20 protein-coding genes are annotated in these 18,832 nt (G+C 71.6%); 2 read left to right on the top strand and 18 right to left on the bottom strand.

The annotated features are described in order from the left end of the window. Positions 1 to 358 precede the first annotated feature (358 nt). Positions 359 to 2,200, top strand: a complete 1,842-nt coding sequence (locus QUY26_RS30815) for an endonuclease/exonuclease/phosphatase family protein (RefSeq protein WP_289952437.1) — start codon at positions 359 to 361, stop codon at positions 2,198 to 2,200. 30 nt (positions 2,201 to 2,230) lie between these two features. Here QUY26_RS30815 and QUY26_RS30810 read toward each other — a convergent pair whose 3' ends face one another. The 3 genes from QUY26_RS30810 to QUY26_RS30800 all read right to left on the bottom strand — a co-directional run bounded on the left by QUY26_RS30810 (position 2,231) and on the right by QUY26_RS30800 (position 4,839). Then, a complete protein-coding gene (locus QUY26_RS30810) occupies positions 2,231 to 3,109 on the bottom strand; it encodes an SRPBCC family protein (RefSeq protein WP_289952435.1) in 879 nt (292 codons plus the stop codon). 107 nt (positions 3,110 to 3,216) lie between these two features. Further along, on the bottom strand, positions 3,217 to 3,915 hold the full coding sequence (locus QUY26_RS30805) for an antibiotic biosynthesis monooxygenase (protein ID WP_289952433.1): 699 nt from the start codon (positions 3,913 to 3,915) through the stop codon (positions 3,217 to 3,219). 129 nt (positions 3,916 to 4,044) lie between these two features. Next, the gene (locus QUY26_RS30800; RefSeq protein WP_289952431.1) at positions 4,045 to 4,839 is read right to left on the bottom strand and encodes an SGNH/GDSL hydrolase family protein; all 795 of its coding nucleotides are present in this window, start codon (positions 4,837 to 4,839) and stop codon (positions 4,045 to 4,047) included. Between the two features lie 232 nt (positions 4,840 to 5,071). Here QUY26_RS30800 and dapA point away from each other — a divergent pair, with 232 nt between their 5' ends. Then, positions 5,072 to 6,055, top strand: a complete 984-nt coding sequence (gene dapA / locus QUY26_RS30795; protein WP_289952430.1) for a 4-hydroxy-tetrahydrodipicolinate synthase — start codon at positions 5,072 to 5,074, stop codon at positions 6,053 to 6,055. On the opposite strand, the gene QUY26_RS30790 is transcribed toward dapA, so the two are convergent. The 15 genes from QUY26_RS30790 to QUY26_RS30720 form a co-directional block, all read right to left on the bottom strand. Further along, positions 6,016 to 7,239: a WD40 repeat domain-containing protein gene (locus QUY26_RS30790; RefSeq protein WP_289952427.1), complete on the bottom strand. Its 1,224-nt coding sequence runs from the start codon at positions 7,237 to 7,239 to the stop codon at positions 6,016 to 6,018. The two genes, dapA and QUY26_RS30790, sit on opposite strands and share 40 nt — an antisense overlap. Then, complete coding sequence (locus QUY26_RS30785) at positions 7,236 to 7,790, bottom strand: SigE family RNA polymerase sigma factor (RefSeq protein WP_289952425.1); 555 nt, start codon at positions 7,788 to 7,790, stop codon at positions 7,236 to 7,238. Before QUY26_RS30785 ends, QUY26_RS30790 begins: the two co-directional genes overlap by 4 nt. Positions 7,791 to 7,905: 115 nt before the next feature. After that, positions 7,906 to 8,502 carry a hypothetical protein gene (locus QUY26_RS30780; RefSeq protein WP_289952424.1) on the bottom strand — a complete coding sequence of 199 codons (597 nt, stop codon included), beginning with the start codon at positions 8,500 to 8,502 and terminating at the stop codon, positions 7,906 to 7,908. Between the two features lie 100 nt (positions 8,503 to 8,602). Further along, the gene (gene dapD, locus QUY26_RS30775; RefSeq protein WP_289952423.1) at positions 8,603 to 9,601 is read right to left on the bottom strand and encodes a 2,3,4,5-tetrahydropyridine-2,6-dicarboxylate N-succinyltransferase; all 999 of its coding nucleotides are present in this window, start codon (positions 9,599 to 9,601) and stop codon (positions 8,603 to 8,605) included. A 33-nt stretch (positions 9,602 to 9,634) separates the two neighbouring features. After that, a complete protein-coding gene (locus QUY26_RS30770) occupies positions 9,635 to 10,879 on the bottom strand; it encodes an MFS transporter (protein ID WP_289952422.1) in 1,245 nt (414 codons plus the stop codon). Between the two features lie 149 nt (positions 10,880 to 11,028). Next, the gene (locus QUY26_RS30765) at positions 11,029 to 11,586 is read right to left on the bottom strand and encodes a TetR/AcrR family transcriptional regulator (protein ID WP_289952421.1); all 558 of its coding nucleotides are present in this window, start codon (positions 11,584 to 11,586) and stop codon (positions 11,029 to 11,031) included. Continuing rightward, positions 11,586 to 11,906 carry a DMT family transporter gene (locus QUY26_RS30760; RefSeq protein ID WP_289952420.1) on the bottom strand — a complete coding sequence of 107 codons (321 nt, stop codon included), beginning with the start codon at positions 11,904 to 11,906 and terminating at the stop codon, positions 11,586 to 11,588. The genes QUY26_RS30765 and QUY26_RS30760 overlap by 1 nt, the downstream gene beginning before the upstream one ends. Positions 11,907 to 12,066: 160 nt before the next feature. Then, positions 12,067 to 12,405, bottom strand: coding sequence for a metal-sulfur cluster assembly factor (locus tag QUY26_RS30755; RefSeq protein ID WP_030358830.1), 339 nt, complete (start codon positions 12,403 to 12,405; stop codon positions 12,067 to 12,069). Then, positions 12,402 to 12,866, bottom strand: a complete 465-nt coding sequence (gene sufU, locus QUY26_RS30750) for a Fe-S cluster assembly sulfur transfer protein SufU (protein ID WP_289952417.1) — start codon at positions 12,864 to 12,866, stop codon at positions 12,402 to 12,404. Before sufU ends, QUY26_RS30755 begins: the two co-directional genes overlap by 4 nt. Before the next feature lie 101 nt (positions 12,867 to 12,967). After that, a complete protein-coding gene (locus tag QUY26_RS30745) occupies positions 12,968 to 14,224 on the bottom strand; it encodes a cysteine desulfurase (RefSeq protein ID WP_289952416.1) in 1,257 nt (418 codons plus the stop codon). Continuing rightward, on the bottom strand, positions 14,221 to 14,985 hold the full coding sequence (gene sufC, locus QUY26_RS30740; RefSeq protein WP_289952414.1) for a Fe-S cluster assembly ATPase SufC: 765 nt from the start codon (positions 14,983 to 14,985) through the stop codon (positions 14,221 to 14,223). The genes QUY26_RS30745 and sufC overlap by 4 nt, the downstream gene beginning before the upstream one ends. A gap of 7 nt (positions 14,986 to 14,992) precedes the next feature. Continuing rightward, complete coding sequence (locus tag QUY26_RS30735) at positions 14,993 to 15,322, bottom strand: bifunctional 3-phenylpropionate/cinnamic acid dioxygenase ferredoxin subunit (RefSeq protein ID WP_289952411.1); 330 nt, start codon at positions 15,320 to 15,322, stop codon at positions 14,993 to 14,995. After that, positions 15,319 to 16,551, bottom strand: a complete 1,233-nt coding sequence (sufD, locus tag QUY26_RS30730) for a Fe-S cluster assembly protein SufD (RefSeq protein ID WP_289952410.1) — start codon at positions 16,549 to 16,551, stop codon at positions 15,319 to 15,321. The genes QUY26_RS30735 and sufD overlap by 4 nt, the downstream gene beginning before the upstream one ends. A 69-nt stretch (positions 16,552 to 16,620) precedes the next feature. Next, positions 16,621 to 18,042: a Fe-S cluster assembly protein SufB gene (gene sufB, locus QUY26_RS30725; protein ID WP_289952409.1), complete on the bottom strand. Its 1,422-nt coding sequence runs from the start codon at positions 18,040 to 18,042 to the stop codon at positions 16,621 to 16,623. Next, positions 18,039 to 18,791, bottom strand: coding sequence for a helix-turn-helix transcriptional regulator (locus QUY26_RS30720; RefSeq protein WP_289952407.1), 753 nt, complete (start codon positions 18,789 to 18,791; stop codon positions 18,039 to 18,041). The genes sufB and QUY26_RS30720 overlap by 4 nt, the downstream gene beginning before the upstream one ends. Positions 18,792 to 18,832 lie beyond the last annotated feature (41 nt).

The raw sequence follows: 18,832 nt of genomic DNA, 5'->3' as shown, positions 1-18,832 counted from the left end.
GCCCTCGCGGGCGTACGGTCTGCCGCCCTGACGGGCGTGCGGGTCTGCTGCGTGAAGCCTAGACGGATTTGACCGTTTGCCGCCCGCCCGTCGGACGCACTGGCCCGGACCAGCTCCCGTCCACCGGACGGGCCCGTACCGAACCGCCCCGCCCACCGGCCGCACCGGCCCCGCACGGCCGCCCGGCTTCGCCCGCCTCGCCCCGACTCCGCCCGGCTTCACCCTCCCGTCAGGAGACGTACAGCTCACGCACACCCGAAGAACCTTGACAACTCCCTCGCCCGCACAAGAGATTGACGCGCGTAGAGCGCCACTCCCCCGGCCGCGCGTCCGTCCCCACCCTCACTCCGGAGCCCCGATGCCCCACATACCGAGATCCGCCGCCGTCAGCACCCTCGTCGCCACCGCCCTCGCGGCCGGGCTGCTCACCGCCACCGCCTCCACCGCGTCCGCCGACCAGGTGCGGGTGCACGACATCCAGGGCACGACGCGGCTGTCCCCGCTGGCCGGACAGCAGGTCAGCGACGTGCCGGGCATCGTCACCGGCGTGCGCGGCCACGGCTCGAAGGGCTTCTGGATCCAGGACGCGCGACCGGACGACGACCGCGCGACCAGCGAGGGCGTGTTCGTGTACACCTCCTCGACGCCGACGGTGAAGACGGGCGACGCGGTCCGGGTCTCCGGCACCGTCACCGAGTACGTGCCCGGGGGCGCCGCGTCCGGCAACCAGTCGCTGACCCAGATCACCAAGCCGACGGTGACCGTCGAGTCCTCCGGCAACGCCCTGCCCGCCCCGGTGACCATCGGCGCCGGATCCGTGCCCGCCGCGTACGCCCCCAAGGGGGACCCGGCCGCGGGCAACAGCGTCAACGGGCTGCCCCTGAAGCCCCGTTCCTACGCCCTGGACCTCTACGAGTCCCTGGAGGGCATGAACGTACGCGTCGGCTCCTCCCGCGTCGTCGGCGCGACCGACCCGTACAACGAGCTCTGGGTGACCGTGAAGCCGCACGAGAACCCCACCCGGCGCGGGGGCGCGCGGTACGGCTCGTACGACTCCCAGAACACCGGCAGGCTCCAGATCCAGCAGCTGGCGCCGGTCTCCGAGCAGCCGTTCCCGAAGGCGAACGTCGGGGACCGGCTGACCGGCGCGACTGAGGGGCCGCTGGACTTCAACCGGTTCGGCGGGTACACGCTGGCCGCCAGGGAGCTCGGCGAGGTCGTGCCGCAGGGCAAGGGCGGCAAGGGCCTGCAGCGGGAGCGGACCCGGCCGCAGCGCTCGGGCGAGCTGGCCGTGGCCACGTACAACGTCGAGAACCTCGACCCGGGCGACCCGCAGTCGAAGTTCGACGCGCTCGCCGCCGGTGTGGTCACGAACCTGGCCACGCCCGACATCGTCGCCCTGGAGGAGATCCAGGACGACAACGGCGCGAAGAACGACGGCACGGTGTCCGCCGCTGCGACCCTGAAGAAGTTCACGGACGCGATCGTCGCGGCGGGCGGCCCCCGCTACGAGTGGCGGTCCGTCGACCCCGAGGACAACAAGGACGGCGGCCAGCCGGGCGGCAACATCCGGCAGGTGTTCCTCTTCAACCCCGAGCGCGTGTCGTTCACCGACCGCGCCGCCGGTGACGCGACGACCCCGACGGGCGTCGTCCGCGTCGGCAAGCGGGCCGCGCTCACGCACTCGCCGGGCCGCATCGCCCCGACGGACCCGGCGTGGACCAACAGCCGCAAGCCGCTCGCCGGCGAGTTCTCCTTCCGCGGCAAGCCGGTGATAGTGATCGCCAACCACTTCGCGTCCAAGGGCGGCGACGAGTCCCTGACCTCGCACCACCAGCCGCCGGCGCGCTCCTCGGAGACCCAGCGGGTGCGTCAGGCCGAGGTCGTGAACTCCTTCGTCCGGCAGGTCAGGGCCACCCAGCGGGACGCGGACGTGCTCGTGGTCGGCGACATCAACGACTTCGAGTTCTCCGCCACGACGAAGGCCCTTGAGCAGGGCGGCGCACTGCGCGCCGGGATCAAGTCGCTGCCGCGCTCCGAGCGCTACTCGTACGTCTTCCAGGGCAACTCCCAGGTCCTCGACCAGATCCTGGTCAGCCCGGGCGTGGGCCGCTTCCACTACGACAGCGTGCACGTGAACGCCGAGTTCGCGGAGCAGAACAGCGACCACGACCCGCAGGTGGTGCGCTTCCGGCCGTAGCCGCGGCCGAGACCGGAGCCGGAGCCCGCGTCAGCCGTAGAGGCGCGTCAGCCAGTCCCGCCACGCGGGCTCCGCGCTCTTGGCGTCCGCGCCGGCCGCGAAGTCGTGGACGCTGACGCCGATCCGACGGCCGAAGTGGTTGCGGCCGAAGAAGCGGTAGAGCGCGTCGTCGGTGCGCAGGCCGATGAAGTACGGCGTGCGGAAGTCGAGCACGGCGTCCAGGTCGGCACCGGCGGCGCTCAGCCGGAAGCGGGCGCCCTCCGAGGCGTCGGTGGGCAGGCCGAGTTCGAGCGCGAGCCGGGTGAAGGCGTCGTGGGCCGTGGTGGCGGCGGGGGCGTCGAGGTGGGTGTAGGTGACCGGGCGACCCGCGAAGTACGTCAGGTACTCGCGCAGGGTGTGCAGATAGAAGTCGGTGTGCTTGTCCGCCGCGTCGTACTGGTTCCCCCAGTCCTGGGTGAAGATCCCGCTGTGCGCGTGCCGCACCCAGGAACGGCGGCCGCCGTCGCGGGGCTCGATCAGGTGCTCCAGGTGGTTGGTGCTCCGCTCCGCGAAGAGCACGGCCGGGCCGTCGGAGCGGACCGTGAGCCGGCGCGGCGGGTCCCAGGCCGTGACGACGGCGCCGTGCGGCGCGGCGCCGCCCACGCGCGGCTCGTACTCCATCGGCCAGAGCCAGCCGCTGGTGCCGGTGACCGTGGCGAACGCGTCCCACACCTGCTGCGGCGGCGAGCCGACCTCGAACTCCCGGACGATCTCGAACTCCCGCACGCCGCTGCCGGGGGCGCCGGTGGTGTCAGCGGCGGCAGTGGAGTCAGTGGTGCCGCCACCGGCACGGGCACCGCGCCTGCCGCCGCCGTCTCCCCTGCCGCTCCCGCCGCCCCTGGCCCTGCCCCTGCGGCTGTCCTTGGTCATGGCGACTCCTCGGGTCGAGCGGGACGACCGGGGCCGCCGGGCCCCGGTCCCGCTCACGCCTCCATGACCCCACGGACGGCCCGCCGGGTAAAGCCCCCGGGCGCGAACTAGCCGGGCACGACCCCGAACTCCCGCCGCCAGCGCCGTACCGCCCTCCCCTCCACGATCCCCGGGAACTCCCGCACCCGGCGCCACTCCTCCGAGAGCGTGCCGATGCCGGCGCCCGGGGCCTCCAGCGCCCGCTGATGGGCCTCGGCGGTCTCCCACTCCGCGTAGTTGACGACCTGGGTGCCGTCGGTGCTCAGGTGGAAGTGCGCCGAGACCAGGCCGGGGACGGGCCCGGTGGCGAGGGCGTCGAGGACCGTGTCCACCCACTTCCGCTGCCGCCCGGCGTCGGGCCCGTCGAAGTCGACGTGCACGGTCACGAACGCCTCGGGCGCGGGGCCCCCGGAGCCCGGTGTGACGCTGCGGTACAGCTCGGACTTGGTCAGGCCGAGGCGTTCGATGCCGGGCACCGCCGCGTCGATCTCGTCGTTGCGCGCGTCCCGGCCGTGCGCGAAGAAGTCCTGGTAGGACTCCTCGTCCCGCCACTGCGAGTGGTGCATCAGGGTCGCGCCGTCCGCACCGGCGTACACGTGGTAGCCCAGCAGGCCCTCGTGCGGCCAGGGGCGGCTCTCCCAGGCGTGGGCGATGGCGGCCACGGCCGCCCGCTGCCGCTCGGGGGTGCCGACGTGCCAGGTGCTGAAGAAGGTGAGGCCGATGTCGGAGCGGGTCGGGTCGGGGTGGGCGGGGGCGCGGCGGGTCATGGGGATCTCCACGTTCGATGGGCGTACGAGGCCGTCGGTGCGGCCGCGAGCGCGCGGGGCGGTGATGGTGTACGCGCTGTTCGTGCGGTGCGTACGCCCTCTACGCTCCGACTTGAAGTGAGGTTCAGGTCAAGCCCGTTCGGGTGCGGGCAGGGTGACCGCGTCGAGTCCGGGGCGTTTCGCCCGGTGCGCGCCGCCCGCGCCCCCGCCGCGCCGCACCCGCCGCCGCGCCCAGGGCCCCATCGCCCCGACGAGCCAGCGCACCTCCTGGGCCGCGCCCCCGAGCGCCGACACCGGGGCGAGCGGCGGCAGCGGGCGCGCCCAGTCCTCGTGCCCGGGGAGGCCGAGCAGATCGGCGACGCCGGCGGCGATGCGGGCGTGGCCGACGGGGCTCGCGTGGGTGCGGTCGCGGCTCCACAGCCGCGGGTCGGCGGTGATCCGCTGCGGGAACAGGTCGAGGACCACGACACCGTGCCGGTCGGCGGCGGCCCGGATCCGGGCGTTGAGCTCCACGACGCGCGGCTGGGCGCGGCGGGCCAGCGGGGCGATGCGGCCGATGTCGGGGAAGGTCACGGTCACCACGCGGGCGCCCGCCGAGGTGAGTTCGGCGAACATCTCCTCGACGGCGCGGGCGGTGCGGGCGGCGTCGTAGCCGGGCCTGACCAGGTCGCCCATGCCCGCGACGACGGTCGCGAGGTCCGGTTTGAGCGCCAGGGCGGGGGCCAGTTGCTCGTCCCTGACCTGCTCCGCCAGGCGGCCGCGCACGGCCAGGTTGGCGTACGCGAAGTCGGGGCTCTCGGCGGCGAGGATCTCCGCGAGCCGGTCGGCCCAGCCGCGGTAGCCGTGCCGTTCGTCGCCGTCGCCGATCCCCTCGGTCTGGCTGTCTCCGACGGCGACGTAACGCTCGTACGGATGCGTGGTCATGGCCCGAGGGTCCTGCGCCCGCCCCGGCCCGTCAACGACGCCTCGGCGGCACGTGGCACACTCCTGCACACCGCGTCCCACGCGTGTTCCCGCGCAACGGCCCACGGGTGCGGCGCCGGAGCACCGGCGGCCCGAGCCCCGCGCGGACGCCCCGAACCTCGTAGCACTCCTGCGCATTATCTCGTAGCAGAATTAAGTGGAGCTTCACGACGGGTCCGCCGAGACTGCCCTTATGACCGCAGCCTCCGCACCCCCCACGCCCCCCGCGACCCCTTCCGCACACGCGCCCTTCGGTCGCGCCCTGTGCGCCATGGTCACGCCCTTCACCGCCTCCGGCGCCCTCGACCTCGACGGCGCCCAGGTCCTCGCCGACCGGCTGGTCACGGACGGCTGCGAGGGCCTGGTCCTGTCCGGCACCACGGGCGAGTCCCCGACGACGTCCGACGCCGAGAAGAGCGCGCTCGTGCGGGCCGTCCGGGAGGCGGTCGGCGGGCGGGCCACGCTGGTCGCGGGCGTCGGGAGCAACGACACCGCGCACACCGGCGAACTGGCCCTGCAGGCCGAGAAGGCAGGCGCCGACGGGCTGCTCGTGGTCACGCCGTACTACAGCAAGCCGCCCCAGGAAGCGGTCGAGGCGCACTTCCGCGCGGTCGCGGACGTGTCCGGCCTGCCGGTGGTCCTCTACGACATCCCGGGCCGCACCGGCACCCGCATCGAACCGGACACGATGCTGCGCCTCGCGGAGCACCCGCGGATCGTGGCGGTGAAGGACTGCGCGTACGACCTGCTGGGCTCCGCCAAGGTGATGGCGGGCTCGGACCTCGCCTACTACGCGGGCTGCGACGAGTTCGCGCTGCCGCTGTACGCGCTCGGCGGAGCGGGCTTCATCAGCACCGTCGCCAACGTGGCGCCGCGCAGCCTGCGGGCGATCGTGGACGCGTTCGACGCGGGCGACACGGCCCGCGCGGCACGGGGGCAGCGGCAGCTCACCGAGCTGATCGAGCTGATGATGGCCTCCGGGCTGCCCGGCACGGTCACGGCGAAGGCGCTGCTCGACGCGCTCGGCCTGCCCGCGGGCCCGGTCCGGGCACCGCTGCTGCCCGCCGACCGGAACGCGGTCGACGGGCTGCTCGCGGCGTACGAGGCGCTGGGCGGCGCACTGCCCGCGGGGGCGGTTCAGCGGGCCGTGAGCATCGGGGTCCAGACCCGCTTGTAGCCCTGGGGCGCGGTGCGGACCGCGGTCAGCGGCACGGTCTTCTCGCTGCCGACGGTCACGAGGACGAGCCGCTTGCGGTCCGCGTCCTTGCCGGTGCACCGGGCGGGGTCGCAGGCCAGGGCGACGAGCCGCTTGCTGTCGGCCCAGGCGAGCTGTTCGCTGCTGGGCACCCGCGCGACCTGCTCGCCGGTGCGCGGGTCGCGGATCGCGGAGCCCTTGGCGTTGCCGTCGTCGGCGAGGTACCTGCCGTCGGGCGAGAGCCCGGCCTCGGGCCGACCCGCGTGCTTCTCGGCGGCCGGCGCGGTGGTCGGCCTGCCGCTCAGGGTGTACCAGTCGCGGTAGTCCTTCTTGCCCTGGCGCGCGTACTGCTGGACGTAGAGCCGGGTGCCGTCCTGGTTGAAGTGCAGGTCCTGGCGCGAGACGCCGGGGAACATGCCCTCCTTGTCCGGATCGGGCTGGGGCACGTCGCGGAACGGGCCGACCTTGCCCGAGTCGGCCTCGATCAGGACGTAGCCGGTGCGGCTGCCGTGGTGCTTCGGCCAGCCCACGGAGCTGTTGCCGGGCACGGCGACCTTCCGGTCCGGGTTCTTGCGGTACGCGGTCGCCACCAGACGCTTGCCGTCCGGCGACCACTCGACGCCCGCGACGCCGTGCGCCAGGGTGATCCAGCGCGTCACCCGGCCCGTGCGCAGGTCGAGCATCCCGACGCGGCGTGCGGGCAGTTCGCCCTCCAGGACGGCGGCGGTCCGCATGCCGGGGGCGACGGCGACCCAGGCCCACTTCGCGTCGGCCTTCTCGTACTTCATGGTCGTGGGGTTCAGCAGGAAGTAGGAGCGGACGAGGAGTTGGTCGCCGTTGCGCTGCGGGACGTCGCGGCTGACGGAGTATCCGGCCAGGCCGGTCTTCCCGGCGGCGACGAAGTCGCGGGGCACCGACTGGCCGGGGCGCGCGATCACGTCGGCCGTGCGGGACGCGCTCGCCGGGGGCGCGTCCTCGTTCCCGGAGTCGAGGGCGGTCACGCCCACGACGACGGCGGCGGCCGTGCCGAGCGCGGCGCCGGCGATCGTCCGGGCGCGTCGGCGGCGCCTGGTGGCGAGCACCCGGCCCGCCAGGTCCCCGCGCGGTCCGCCCTGCTCGGCGGCCTGTTCCTGGAGCGCCTCGCGCACCAGCTGGTCAACGTTCACGGACGTACCTCCACAGGCGAGATGTCACGGGACGGCGGGGCCTCGGCGACGGCCGGGCCGAGTCCGGCCAGTTCGGGGGCGAGGGTGCGCAGCCGGGCCAGGGAGCGGTGCGTGGTGCTGCGGACGGTGCCGACGGAGCACCCGAGGATCCGGGCGACGTCGGCCTCCGGCAGATCCTCGAAGTAGCGCAGGACGAGCACGGAACGCTGGCGCGGGGTGAGCCGGGCGAGCGCGCCCCGCATCACGACGCGCAGCTCGGCGGCGCCCTCCCCGCCGTCGTCGGCCCGCTCGGGCGGTTCGGCGACGGCCACCTCGCGGCGCGGCCACTTCAGGCGCCACCGGCTGACCTGCTGGCGGTAGAGGACCTGCCGGACATATGCCTCCGGGTCCCCGACCCTGCTCCACCGGCCCGCGACCTTCACCAGGGCGGTCTGCAACTGGTCCTCGGCGGCGTGCCGGTCGCCGCCGCACAGCAGCACGGCGGTCCTCAGCAAGGCGGCGGATCTGCTCTCCACGAACTCCCGGAAGCGGTCCTGGCTCTCGGCATCCATCGTCACCTTCTCTTCTCCGGCGGCCCTGCTGCCCCCTCTGCTGTGGATGACGTGCGCGGACCCGCGCCGCTATGCCTGTGGCGCGGCGCGGGTCCGGGGCGGAGCGTGGTCCGTGTCAGTCGAGCGGGTTCTTGGGGAAGCCCTTCGCCTTGGTCCACTTCAGCCGGTCGGAGTGGTACTTGAACGTGACCTGCTTGCCGTTCTTCGTGATGTCGGCCTTGGCCCAGCCGTCGAAGCCCTTGGTGAGGTGACGGTCCCACTTGGTCAGACGGCCGGTGGCGACGGCGGCGAGGGACTCCTGCGGGGGCTCGCCGTCGGCGCAGTACGTGGCCCAGTCGGCGATCGCCGCGACGGTGCCGGCCCGGTGCTTGAGCGTGATGCCCTGGCAGGCGTCGGTCTTGGTGCGGTAGACGTTCTTCGGCTTGGACCAGCCGCGCGCCTTGGGGCTGTAGTCCTGGACGTACAGGCCCTTCTTCTCCAGGTAGTGCATGGCCACCCGGCGGCCGTCCGGAAGCTTGATCTGCGACTCGAAGGGGGTCTTGGAGCCGCTCCAGTGGATGTCGGAGTGCTGGAGCTTGTAGGTGTGGCCACCCGTCTTCGCCCCCGCGTGCGCCGACGCGTCCCCGCTGCGCGCGACGCTCTGCCCGCAGGCGACGAGCACCGCGACGGCCACCGTGCCCGTGACCATCGACCCGACCGCTGTCTTTCGCATCCAGTCCTCCCCGAGTTCATGTGCGGTGTGCCCGCGCAGCATACGCACGCGAAGTGCCCTCCCGGCGGGCCGGGAGGGCACTTCGGTGGTTCCGGTGGGGTCAGTTGTGGCTGTGCAGCACGTCGTTCAGGCCGCCCCAGACCGCGTTGTTCGGGCGGGCCTCGACGGCGCCGGTGACCGAGTTGCGGCGGAAGAGGATGTTCGAGGCGCCGGACAGGTCGCGGGCCTTGACGATCTCACCGTCGGGCATCGTGACGCGCGTGCCCGCGGTGACGTACAGACCGGCCTCGACCACGCACTCGTCGCCGAGCGCGATGCCCACACCGGCCTCGGCGCCGATCAGGCAGCGTTCGCCGATGACGATGCGGACGTTGCCGCCGCCGGACAGGGTGCCCATCGTGGAGGCGCCGCCACCGATGTCGGAGCCGTCGCCGACGACGACACCGGCGGAGATGCGGCCCTCGACCATGGAGGTGCCGAGCGTGCCCGCGTTGAAGTTCACGAAGCCCTCGTGCATCACGGTGGTGCCCGCCGCGAGGTGCGCGCCGAGCCGCACCCGGTCGGCGTCGCCGATGCGGACGCCCTTGGGGGCGACGTAGTCCGTCATGCGCGGGAACTTGTCGACCGAGGTCACCGCGAGGTGCAGGCCCTCGGCGCGGGCGTTCAGGCGGACCTTCTCCAGGTCGTCGACGGCGACCGGGCCGAGCGAGGTCCAGGCGACGTTGGCGAGGAAGCCGAACATGCCGTCGAGGTTCGCGCCGTGCGGCTTGACCAGGCGGTGGCTGAGCAGGTGCAGGCGCAGGTAGACGTCGTGCGCGTCCAGCGGCTTGTCGTCCAGGGACGCGATGACCGTGCGGACGGCGACGACCTCCACGCCACGGCGGGCGTCGGGCCCGATGGCCTTCGCCGCGCCCTCGCCGAGCAGTTCCACGGCGCGCTCGGCGGAGAGCCGCTCGGACCCGGCGGGGCCGGGCTCGGCGACGAGCTCGGGGGCGGGGAACCAGGTGTCGAGGACGGTGCCGTCGGCGGCGACGGTGGCGAGCCCGGCGGCGACGGCGCCGGTCGTACGGGAGGTGTCAACAGAAGGCGTATCGGTCATGAGTGAAACCTAACCGGGCCGGGGCGACGGAGGCTAACCGGTGCGGGTGCCCGTCTCACGGACCGGGCGCACCACCTCGGTGCCGGGCACCCCCGGCCGGCGCGCCCGCCCCGCCACCAGGAGCAGCACCCCGGCGCCACCGGCCAGCGCCGCGCAGACGGGCCACAGCGCCGTCGGCGCCGCCGTGTACAGCGCCCCGCCGAGCGGCGCCGACAGGACGACCCCGCTCACCGAGACCCCCGAGTACAGGCTCTGGAACCGCCCTTGCGCGTGCGCGGGCGCGTGATCGGCGACGAACGCCGTGGCGGGCGTCTTGTAGAGGATCTCCCCCGCGGTGAGCAGCGTCATCATCGCGACGGCGGCCCCCGCGCCGACCCCGAACGCCAGCACCCCGTACCCCGCCCCGACGAGCAGCACCCCGCCCCCGACGATCCGCAACGGCCGCCGCCCCCGCAGCGCCAGCGTCACCGGCAGTTCGAGCAGCAGGATGAGCCCTCCGTTGATCGCCAGGAGCCACCCGTAGAACCCGGTGCCGAGCCCGTGCCGCGCGAGGTCCGTCGGCAGCGTCGAGTACTGCTGCCGGTAGACGAGGTCGGTGACGAGGATCGCGGCGAGGAGCATCACGACGGTCGGCCGCGCCCGCAGCGCGGCGAACACTCCGGGCGCGTCCGCGGTGTCCTCCACGCCCTCGTGGACGACACCTCGCGCGGGCAGCACGCGCGCGGCGTAGGCGGCGAAGACGAGCGTGCCGACGCCGTCCACGACGAACAGCACGCCGTACGAGAACTGGGCGATGAGCAGTGCCCCCAGCGGCGGCCCCACGGTGAACCCGGCGTTGCCCGCGAAGCGCATGACGGCGAAGCCCTGCCGCCGCACCCCCTCCGGCACGGTCACCGCGACGAGCGCGCCGGTGGCCGCGCGCACGCAGCCGCCCGCGTACTGGCTCAAGCCCGGCACGACGTACAGCGGCGTCTCCGGCAGCACCGGCAGGGACAGCACGCCCACACCACTGACCAGCGAGCCGACGAGGAGCACGCGCCGGTGTCCGTAGCGGTCGCCGAACCAGCCGCCGGTGAAGTTCCCCGCCACCATCCCCGCGCCGCCGATGCCGCTGATCACCCCGGCCTGGGCGACGGACAGGCCCCGCTCGTGGGTCAGGTACACGAAGAAGTACACGAAGGTGAAGGCCACGATCATGTTGAAGAACTGGCCCGCGGCCAGCAGCCACACGGTCCTCGGCACGTCTCGCAGCCCGCGCCGCAGGCTTCCCCCGCTCATCGTCACGCCCCCGCCATCGAGTGAGTTCCTTTTGGGAACGGACTATGACAGCCGACGAGGCCCCGGGTCAACGCACGCTGGAGTCGCGCACGCGCCGCGACCGGCTCGCCGACTTCACCGCGGCGAGCGCGGACGCCACCCCGGGAGCGTCAACTCCCCGCGGAAGCAACGGCGTTGAACACCCGCCCGAGCAGGTCCCGGGTGTACGTCTCGTCGTACTCGGCCCCCGTGAGCAGCACCTGGAGGCAGACCCCGTCCATCACCGCGACCAGGCCGCGCGCGGTGACGGGGTCGGTCCGCTCCCGCAGGACCTCGACGACCCCCTCGCACCACTCGGCGGCCACCGGCCGCAGCGCGGGCCGGCGCAGGGCGGACAGATACAGCTCGTACTCCAGCTCGACCGCCTCGCGCCGCCCGGAGGCCCACTCGCCGAGCAGCGCCGCGAGCTCGGCGGGGACGTCGGCGTCCGGGTCCCGCAGGCTCCCGCGGTCGCGCACCATCTGCGCGAACCCCTCGTTGGACTGGCGCAGCGCGGCCACGAGCAGGTCGTCGAGGGTCTTGAAGTGGTACGTCGTCGACCCGAGCGGCACATCGGCCTCGGCGGCGACGGTCCGATGACTGAGGCCCGCGATGCCCTTCTCGCCCGCGACCCGCAGCGCCGCCTCGATGATGCGCTGGCGCCGCTCCGGGTCGTAACGCCGAGCCATCAGTGGGCCCCGCCGAGGTTCAGGACGACGACGCCCGCGATGACGAGCAGGATGCCCGAGATCTTGACCAGGCTCGCCGACTCACCCAGGAACAGCATCCCGATCCCGGCGACGGCGGCGGTGCCGATCCCCGCCCAGATCGCGTAGGCCGTCCCGACCGACAGCGTCTTCAGCGTCTGCGCGAGCAGCGTGAAGGCCAGCAGATATCCCGCGACGGTGAGCAGCGACGGCCACAGCCGGCTGAACCCTTCGCTGTACTTCATGGCCGTAGTCCCGGCCACCTCCGCCGCGATCGCCGCGGCCAGCAGTCCGTATCCCATGCGTACTACCGTACACAACGATAGGTACGGCTGTACATATGCGCGTGCATGAAAAATGCGGAGGGTACCGGGCGCGCGGAAGAGCGGGCTCGGAGGCAGGCACGGCGAAGGGCCCGCACCGGTTCGGTGCGGGCCCTTCACAGGTGTGCGGCGGCAGGACTCAGACGTTGAAGCCCAGCGCCCGAAGCTGCTCGCGCCCATCGTCCGTGATCTTGTCCGGACCCCACGGCGGCATCCAGACCCAGTTGATCCTGAGCTCGTTGACGATGCCTTCCGTCGCGGACTTCGCCTGGTCCTCGATGACGTCGGTCAGCGGGCAGGCCGCGGACGTGAGCGTCATGTCGATGGTGGCGATGTTGGCGTCGTCGATGTGCACGCCGTAGATCAGGCCCAGGTTGACGACGTCGATGCCCAGTTCCGGGTCGACGACGTCGTACAGCGCCTCGCGGACCTCTTCCTCCGAAGCGGGCTTCGTGGTCAGGGTCTCGTTCTCGCTCATGCCGTCTTCCTCTCCACGCTCTCGCCCAGGGCCTGGGCGGTCGCGTCCTTCCACGCCATCCAGCTCAGCAGAGCACACTTCACCCGCGCGGGGTACTTGGAGACCCCGGCGAACGCGACCGCGTCCTCCAGGACCTCCTCCATCGCGTCGTCCGGCTCCAGCTTGCCCTTGGACTGCATCAGCTCCAGGAACACGCCCTGGATGTGCTGCGCCTCGGCCAGTTCCTTGCCGACGAGCAGGTCGTTCAGGACGGACGCGCTGGCCTGGCTGATGGAGCAGCCCTGGCCCTCGTAGCTGACGTCCTCGATGCGCGAGCCGTCGTACTTCACGCGCAGCGTGATCTCGTCGCCGCACGTCGGGTTGACGTGGTGCACCTCGGCGTCGCCCGGGCGCAGACCGCGCCCGTGCGGATGCTTGTAGTGGTCCAGGATCACGTCCTGGTACATCGAATCCAGCTTCACGCCCTCAACCTCGCGTCTCTGTCGACCCTCGCGCCACGTGCCTTTCCGGCCGGGGGTCCGGGGGGTTGCCCCCCGGGAAAACACAGCACGTCCCAGGCCCCTCAGCCGAAGAAGTTCCGTACGTGCTCCAGGCCCTCGACGAGCGTGTCGATCTCGCCGGGCGTGGAGTACAGATAGAACGACGCTCGCGTGGTCGCGGGAATTCCGTACCGCAGGCAGACCGGGCGGGCGCAGTGGTGGCCGACCCGGACCGCGATGCCCTGCTCGTCGAGGACCTGGCCCACGTCGTGCGGGTGGATGTCACCGAGCGTGAAGGAGATCGCGGCGCCGCGCTCCTCGGCCGTGGACGGGCCGATGATCTTGAGGTCGGGGACCTCGAGGAGGCGCTTGACCGCGTACTCGGTGATCGCGTGCTCGTGCTGAGCGATCTTGTCCATGCCGATCGAGGTGAGGTAGTCCACCGCCGCGCCGAGGCCCACGGCCTGCGCGACCGGCGGGGTGCCCGCCTCGAACTTGTGCGGCGCGGGCGCGTACGTCGACGAGTGCATCGAGACCGTCTCGATCATCTCGCCGCCGCCCAGGAACGGCGGGAGGTCCTCCAGGAGCTCCTGGCGGCCCCACAGCACGCCGATGCCCGTCGGGCCGCACATCTTGTGGCCGGTGAAGGCCACGAAGTCGGCCTGCAGGGCCTGCACGTCCAGCGGCATGTGCGGGGCGGCCTGGGAGGCGTCGATCAGGACCAGGGCCCCGACCTCCTGGGCGCGGCGCACGATCGCCTCGACCGGGTTGACCGTGCCCAGGATGTTGGACACGAGCACGAAGGAGACGATCTTCGTCTTCTCGGTGATGACCTCGTCGATGTTCGACAGGTCGAGCCGGCCGTCGTCGGTGAGGCCGAACCACTTCAGCTTCGCGCCCGTGCGCTGCGAGAGCAGCTGCCACGGCACGATGTTGGAGTGGTGCTCCATCTCCGTGATGACGATCTCGGTCTCGTGGTCCACGCGGTAGGGCTCGTCCGCCCAGCCGAGCATGTTGGCCACGAGGTTCAGCGACTCGGAGGCGTTCTTGGTGAAGATCACCTCGTCGCGGCTGGGCGCGTTGATGAACGCCGCGACCTTGTCACGGGCGCCCTCGTACAGCGCCGTGGCCTCCTCGGCGAGGACGTGCACGCCGCGGTGGACGTTGGCGTTGTGCTGCTCGTAGTACTCGCTGAGTACGTCGATGACCTGGCGCGGCGTCTGCGACGTCGCCGCGTTGTCCAGATAGACGAGCTTCTTGCCGTCGTGGAGCGAGCGCTCCAGGATCGGGAAGTCCTTGCGGAGCGCCTCGGTGTCGAGGAGACCCGGCAGCTGTGTCACGCGGATGCGCCTCCCTTCACGTAAGCCTCGTAGCCCTCGGCCTCCAGCTTGTCCGCGAGCTCGGCGCCACCGGACTCGGCGATCTTGCCGTTCGCGAACACGTGCACGAAGTCGGGCTTGATGTAGCGCAGGATGCGCGTGTAGTGCGTGATCAGCAGGGTGCCGACCTCGCCCGTGGCACGGACGCGGTTGACGCCCTCGGAGACCACGCGCAGGGCGTCGACGTCCAGGCCGGAGTCGGTCTCGTCGAGGATCGCGATCTTCGGCTTGAGGAGCTCCATCTGCAGGATCTCGTGGCGCTTCTTCTCACCGCCGGAGAAGCCCTCGTTGACGTTGCGCTCGGCGAAGGAGGGGTCCATCTGGAGGCCGGCCATGGACTCCTTGACCTCCTTCACCCAGGTGCGCAGCTTGGGGGCCTCGCCGCGGATCGCCGTCGCCGACGTGCGCAGGAAGTTGGAGACGGAGACGCCGGGGACCTCGACCGGGTACTGCATGGCGAGGAACATGCCCGCGCGGGCACGCTCGTCGACCTCCATCTCGAGGACGTCCTCGCCGTCGAGGGTCACGGTGCCCTGCGTGATCGTGTACTTGGGGTGGCCCGCGATGGAGTAGGCGAGGGTCGACTTGCCGGAGCCGTTGGGGCCCATGATGGCGTGCGTCTCGCCCTGCTTCACGGTCAGGTCGACACCCTTGAGGATTTCCTTGGTGCCGTTCTCGACCTCGACGGTCACGTGCAGGTCGCGGATTTCAAGCGTTGCCATGGGTGCCTCAGGACTCCTGGGTGACGGAGGCGCTTACGTCCACGAGGACGCTGCCCCCTTCGATCTTTACGGGGTATACGGGGACGGGGCGCGTCGCGGGAAGGCCGGACGGCTTGCCGGTGCGGAGGTCGAACGCGGAGCCGTGCAGCCAGCACTCGATCTGGCAGTCCTCCACCTCGCCCTCGGAGAGGGAGACGTTCGCGTGCGAGCAGATGTCGTGGATCGCGAACACCTCGCCCTCGGTGTGGACGACCGAGACCGGCGTGCCGTCGAGTTCCACCCGCTTCGGGGTGTCCTCCTCCAGCTCGCTCAGGTCACAGGCGCGTGCGAAGGTCATCGGTCGGCTCCCGACACGGTCTCCAGCTCCTCGTCGATCTTCACGAGGAGGCGCTCTTCGATGTCGGCGACCTCGATCTGCTGGACCAGCTCGGCGAAGAAGCCGCGGACCACCAGACGGCGGGCCTCGTCGGCCGGGATGCCGCGGGCCATCAGGTAGAAGAGCTGCTCGTCGTCGAAGCGGCCGGTGGCGGAGGCGTGACCGGCGCCGACGATCTCGCCGGTCTCGATCTCCAGGTTCGGTACGGAGTCCACGCGGGCGCCGTCCGTGAGGACGAGGTTGCGGTTCATCTCGTAGGTGTCCGTGCCCTCGGCCTTGGCCTCGATGAGGACGTCGCCGATCCAGACGGCGTGGGCCTGCTCGCCCTGGAGCGCGCCCTTGTAGACGACGTTGGACTTGCAGTGCGGGACGTTGTGGTCGACCAGGAGGCGGTGCTCCTGGTGCTGGCCGGCGTCCGTGAAGTACAGGCCGAAGAGCTCGGCCTCGCCGCCGGTGCCCGCGTAGGTCACGCGCGGGTGCAGGCGCACCAGGTCGCCGCCGAAGGTGACGACGAACGACTTGAAGGTGGCGTCACGGCCGATCAGCGCGTTGTGCTGGCCGACGTGGACCGCCTTGTCGTCCCAGTCCTGGACGGAGACGACGGTGAGCTTGGCGCCGTCGCCGAGGACGTAGTCGACGTTGGCCGCGAGGACCGCGTCGCCGGTGTGGTCGATGACCACGACGGCCTCGGCGAAGGCGCCGAGCTCGATGACCTGGTGGCCGTAGGCGACACCGCCCTCGCCGTGCACGGCGATGCGGATCGGCTCGCTGAGCACCGTCTCCTTGGGCACGGTGACGACACCGGCCTTCTCGAAGGCGGAGTAGGCCTGGGCGGCCACGCGGTCCACGGGGACGCCCGCCTTGCCGAGCCGCGCGTCGTCACGGCCGACGGTCTCGACGACGACGCCCTCGGGGGCCTCGATGTCGATCCGCACGCCGTCGCCGGTGGCGGCCGCGGTGCCGTCGTGCAGCCCGCGCAGGCGCTCGAGCGGCGTGAACCGCCACTCCTCCTCGCGGCCGTGCGGCACGGGGAAGTCCGCCACGTCGAAGGACGGGGGCGCGCTCATGCGGGTGGCGACGGTGGACTCGGCGGCCACCGCGATCTGGCCCGCGGTGGTGGATCCCGCGGCGGGGGGTCCCCCTTGTCCGATCGAAGTCGAGGACTTGGGGGCGTTCTGAGCCTCAGCCATGGCTGTCGGTCTGCTCTCTTCCTACGTCACTACGTCAAGAAATCTGGCGACTGCTCAAGAGGGCGGGTCTTAGCCGACCGCGCCTTCCATCTGCAGCTCGATCAGCCGGTTCAGCTCCAGGGCGTACTCCATGGGCAGCTCCTTCGCGATGGGCTCGACGAAGCCGCGCACGATCATCGCCATCGCCTCGAACTCGGTGAGGCCGCGGCTCATCAGGTAGAAGAGCTGGTCCTCGGAGACCTTGGAGACGGTCGCCTCGTGCCCCATGGAGACGTCGTCCTCGCGCACGTCCACGTACGGGTACGTGTCGGAGCGGGAGATCGTGTCCACGAGCAGCGCGTCGCACAGCACGTTGGACTTCGATCCGGCCGCGCCCTCGCCGATCTCGACCAGGCCGCGGTAGGAGGTGCGGCCGCCGCCTCGCGCCACGGACTTCGACACGATGTTGGAGGACGTGTTCGGCGCCATGTGGACCATCTTGGAGCCGGCGTCCTGGTGCTGGCCCTCGCCCGCGAAGGCGATCGAGAGGGTCTCGCCCTTGGCGTGCTCGCCCATCAGGTAGACGGCGGGGTACTTCATCGTCACCTTGGAGCCGATGTTGCCGTCGATCCACTCCATGGTCGCGCCCTCGTAGGCCACGGCGCGCTTGGTGACCAGGTTGTAGACGTTGTTCGACCAGTTCTGGATCGTCGTGTAGCGGCAGCGGGCGCCCTTCTTCACGATGATCTCGACGACCGCGGAGTGCAGCGAGTCCGACTTGTAGATCGGCGCCGTGCAGCCCTCGACGTAGTGGACGTAGGCGTCCTCGTCGACGATGATCAGCGTCCGCTCGAACTGGCCCATGTTCTCCGTGTTGATGCGGAAGTAGGCCTGGAGCGGGATCTCGACGTGCACGCCCTTGGGGACGTAGATGAACGATCCGCCGGACCAGACGGCGGTGTTCAGGGACGCGAACTTGTTGTCACCGACGGGGATGACCGTGCCGAAGTACTCCTTGAAGAGCTCCGGGTGCTCCTTCAGCGCCGTGTCGGTGTCCAGGAAGATGACGCCCTGCTCCTCCAGGTCCTCACGGATCTGGTGGTAGACGACCTCGGACTCGTACTGCGCGGCGACGCCGGCGACGAGGCGCTGCTTCTCCGCCTCGGGGATGCCGAGCTTGTCGTACGTGTTCTTGATGTCCTCGGGCAGGTCCTCCCAGGACTCCGCCTGCTTCTCCGTGGAGCGCACGAAGTACTTGATGTTGTCGAAGTCGATGCCGGAGAGGTCGGAGCCCCAGTTCGGCATGGGCTTCTTGTCGAAGAGCCGAAGGCCCTTCAGGCGCAGCTTGGTCATCCACTCCGGCTCGGACTTCTTCGCCGAGATGTCCCGGACGACGTCCTCGCTCAGACCGCGCTTGGCGGCGGCACCGGCCGCGTCGGAGTCGGCCCAGCCGTACTCGTAATTGCCCAGGCCCTCCAGCTCAGGGTGGGCGGTCTCCGTGGGGAGAGTCATGCGGGGTTCCTCCCGGCCGTGCTTGTGGATGCTTCTTCGGTGGCTTGCGTGCTGTGCGGGGCCGCGTCCGGGATGTACGTCGTGCAGACGCCGTCCCCATGGGCGATGGTGGCCAGGCGCTGGACGTGGGTCCCGAGGAGCGCGGAGAACATCTCCGTCTCCGCCTCGCACAGCTGCGGGTACTGCTCGGCGACATGGGCGACCGGGCAGTGGTGCTGGCAGAGCTGCTCCCCCACCGGTGCGCTGCGCGCCGTAGCAGCGTACCCGTCGGCGGTCAATGCCTTCGCCAGCGCGTGGGTCCTGCGCTCGGGGGGCGCCGCGTCCATCGCCGCGCGGTAGGCCTTGGCCTGCTCGGCGATGCGGGCGCGGGCGAATTCCACGACCGCCGTCTCGCCGTGCGTCTCGGAGATCCAGCGCAGGGCGTCGGCGGCCAGCTTGTCGTAGGACTGGTCGAAGGCGTCGCGGCCGCAGTCGGTCAGGGCGAAGACCTTGGCCGGGCGGCCTCGGGTCCGGGTGCCGTAGACACGCTTCTCACGGCCCTCGACCACGTTCTCCTGGACGAGGGAGTCGAGGTGGCGGCGGACGGCGGCCTGGGTCAGGCCGAGGCGGCCCGCGAGGTCCGCCACGGTGGACGGGCCGTGGTCCAGGATGGAGCGCGCGACGCGGTTGCGGGTCGACCGCTCCCGGGTCGCGAGCTCTTCCTGAGGGGCACCCCTGAGGGTCTCCCGAGCCTCGCCAACGTTTTTCACAACGCCATTGTTGCGTAATTCCTCAGAGCCTGACAACCCGC

The organism is Streptomyces flavofungini, from assembly GCF_030388665.1.
Lineage (GTDB): Bacteria > Actinomycetota > Actinomycetes > Streptomycetales > Streptomycetaceae > Streptomyces > Streptomyces flavofungini_A.
The sequence above is the reverse complement of the archived record's forward strand: the minus strand, read 5'-3'. Positions and strand labels throughout refer to the sequence as shown.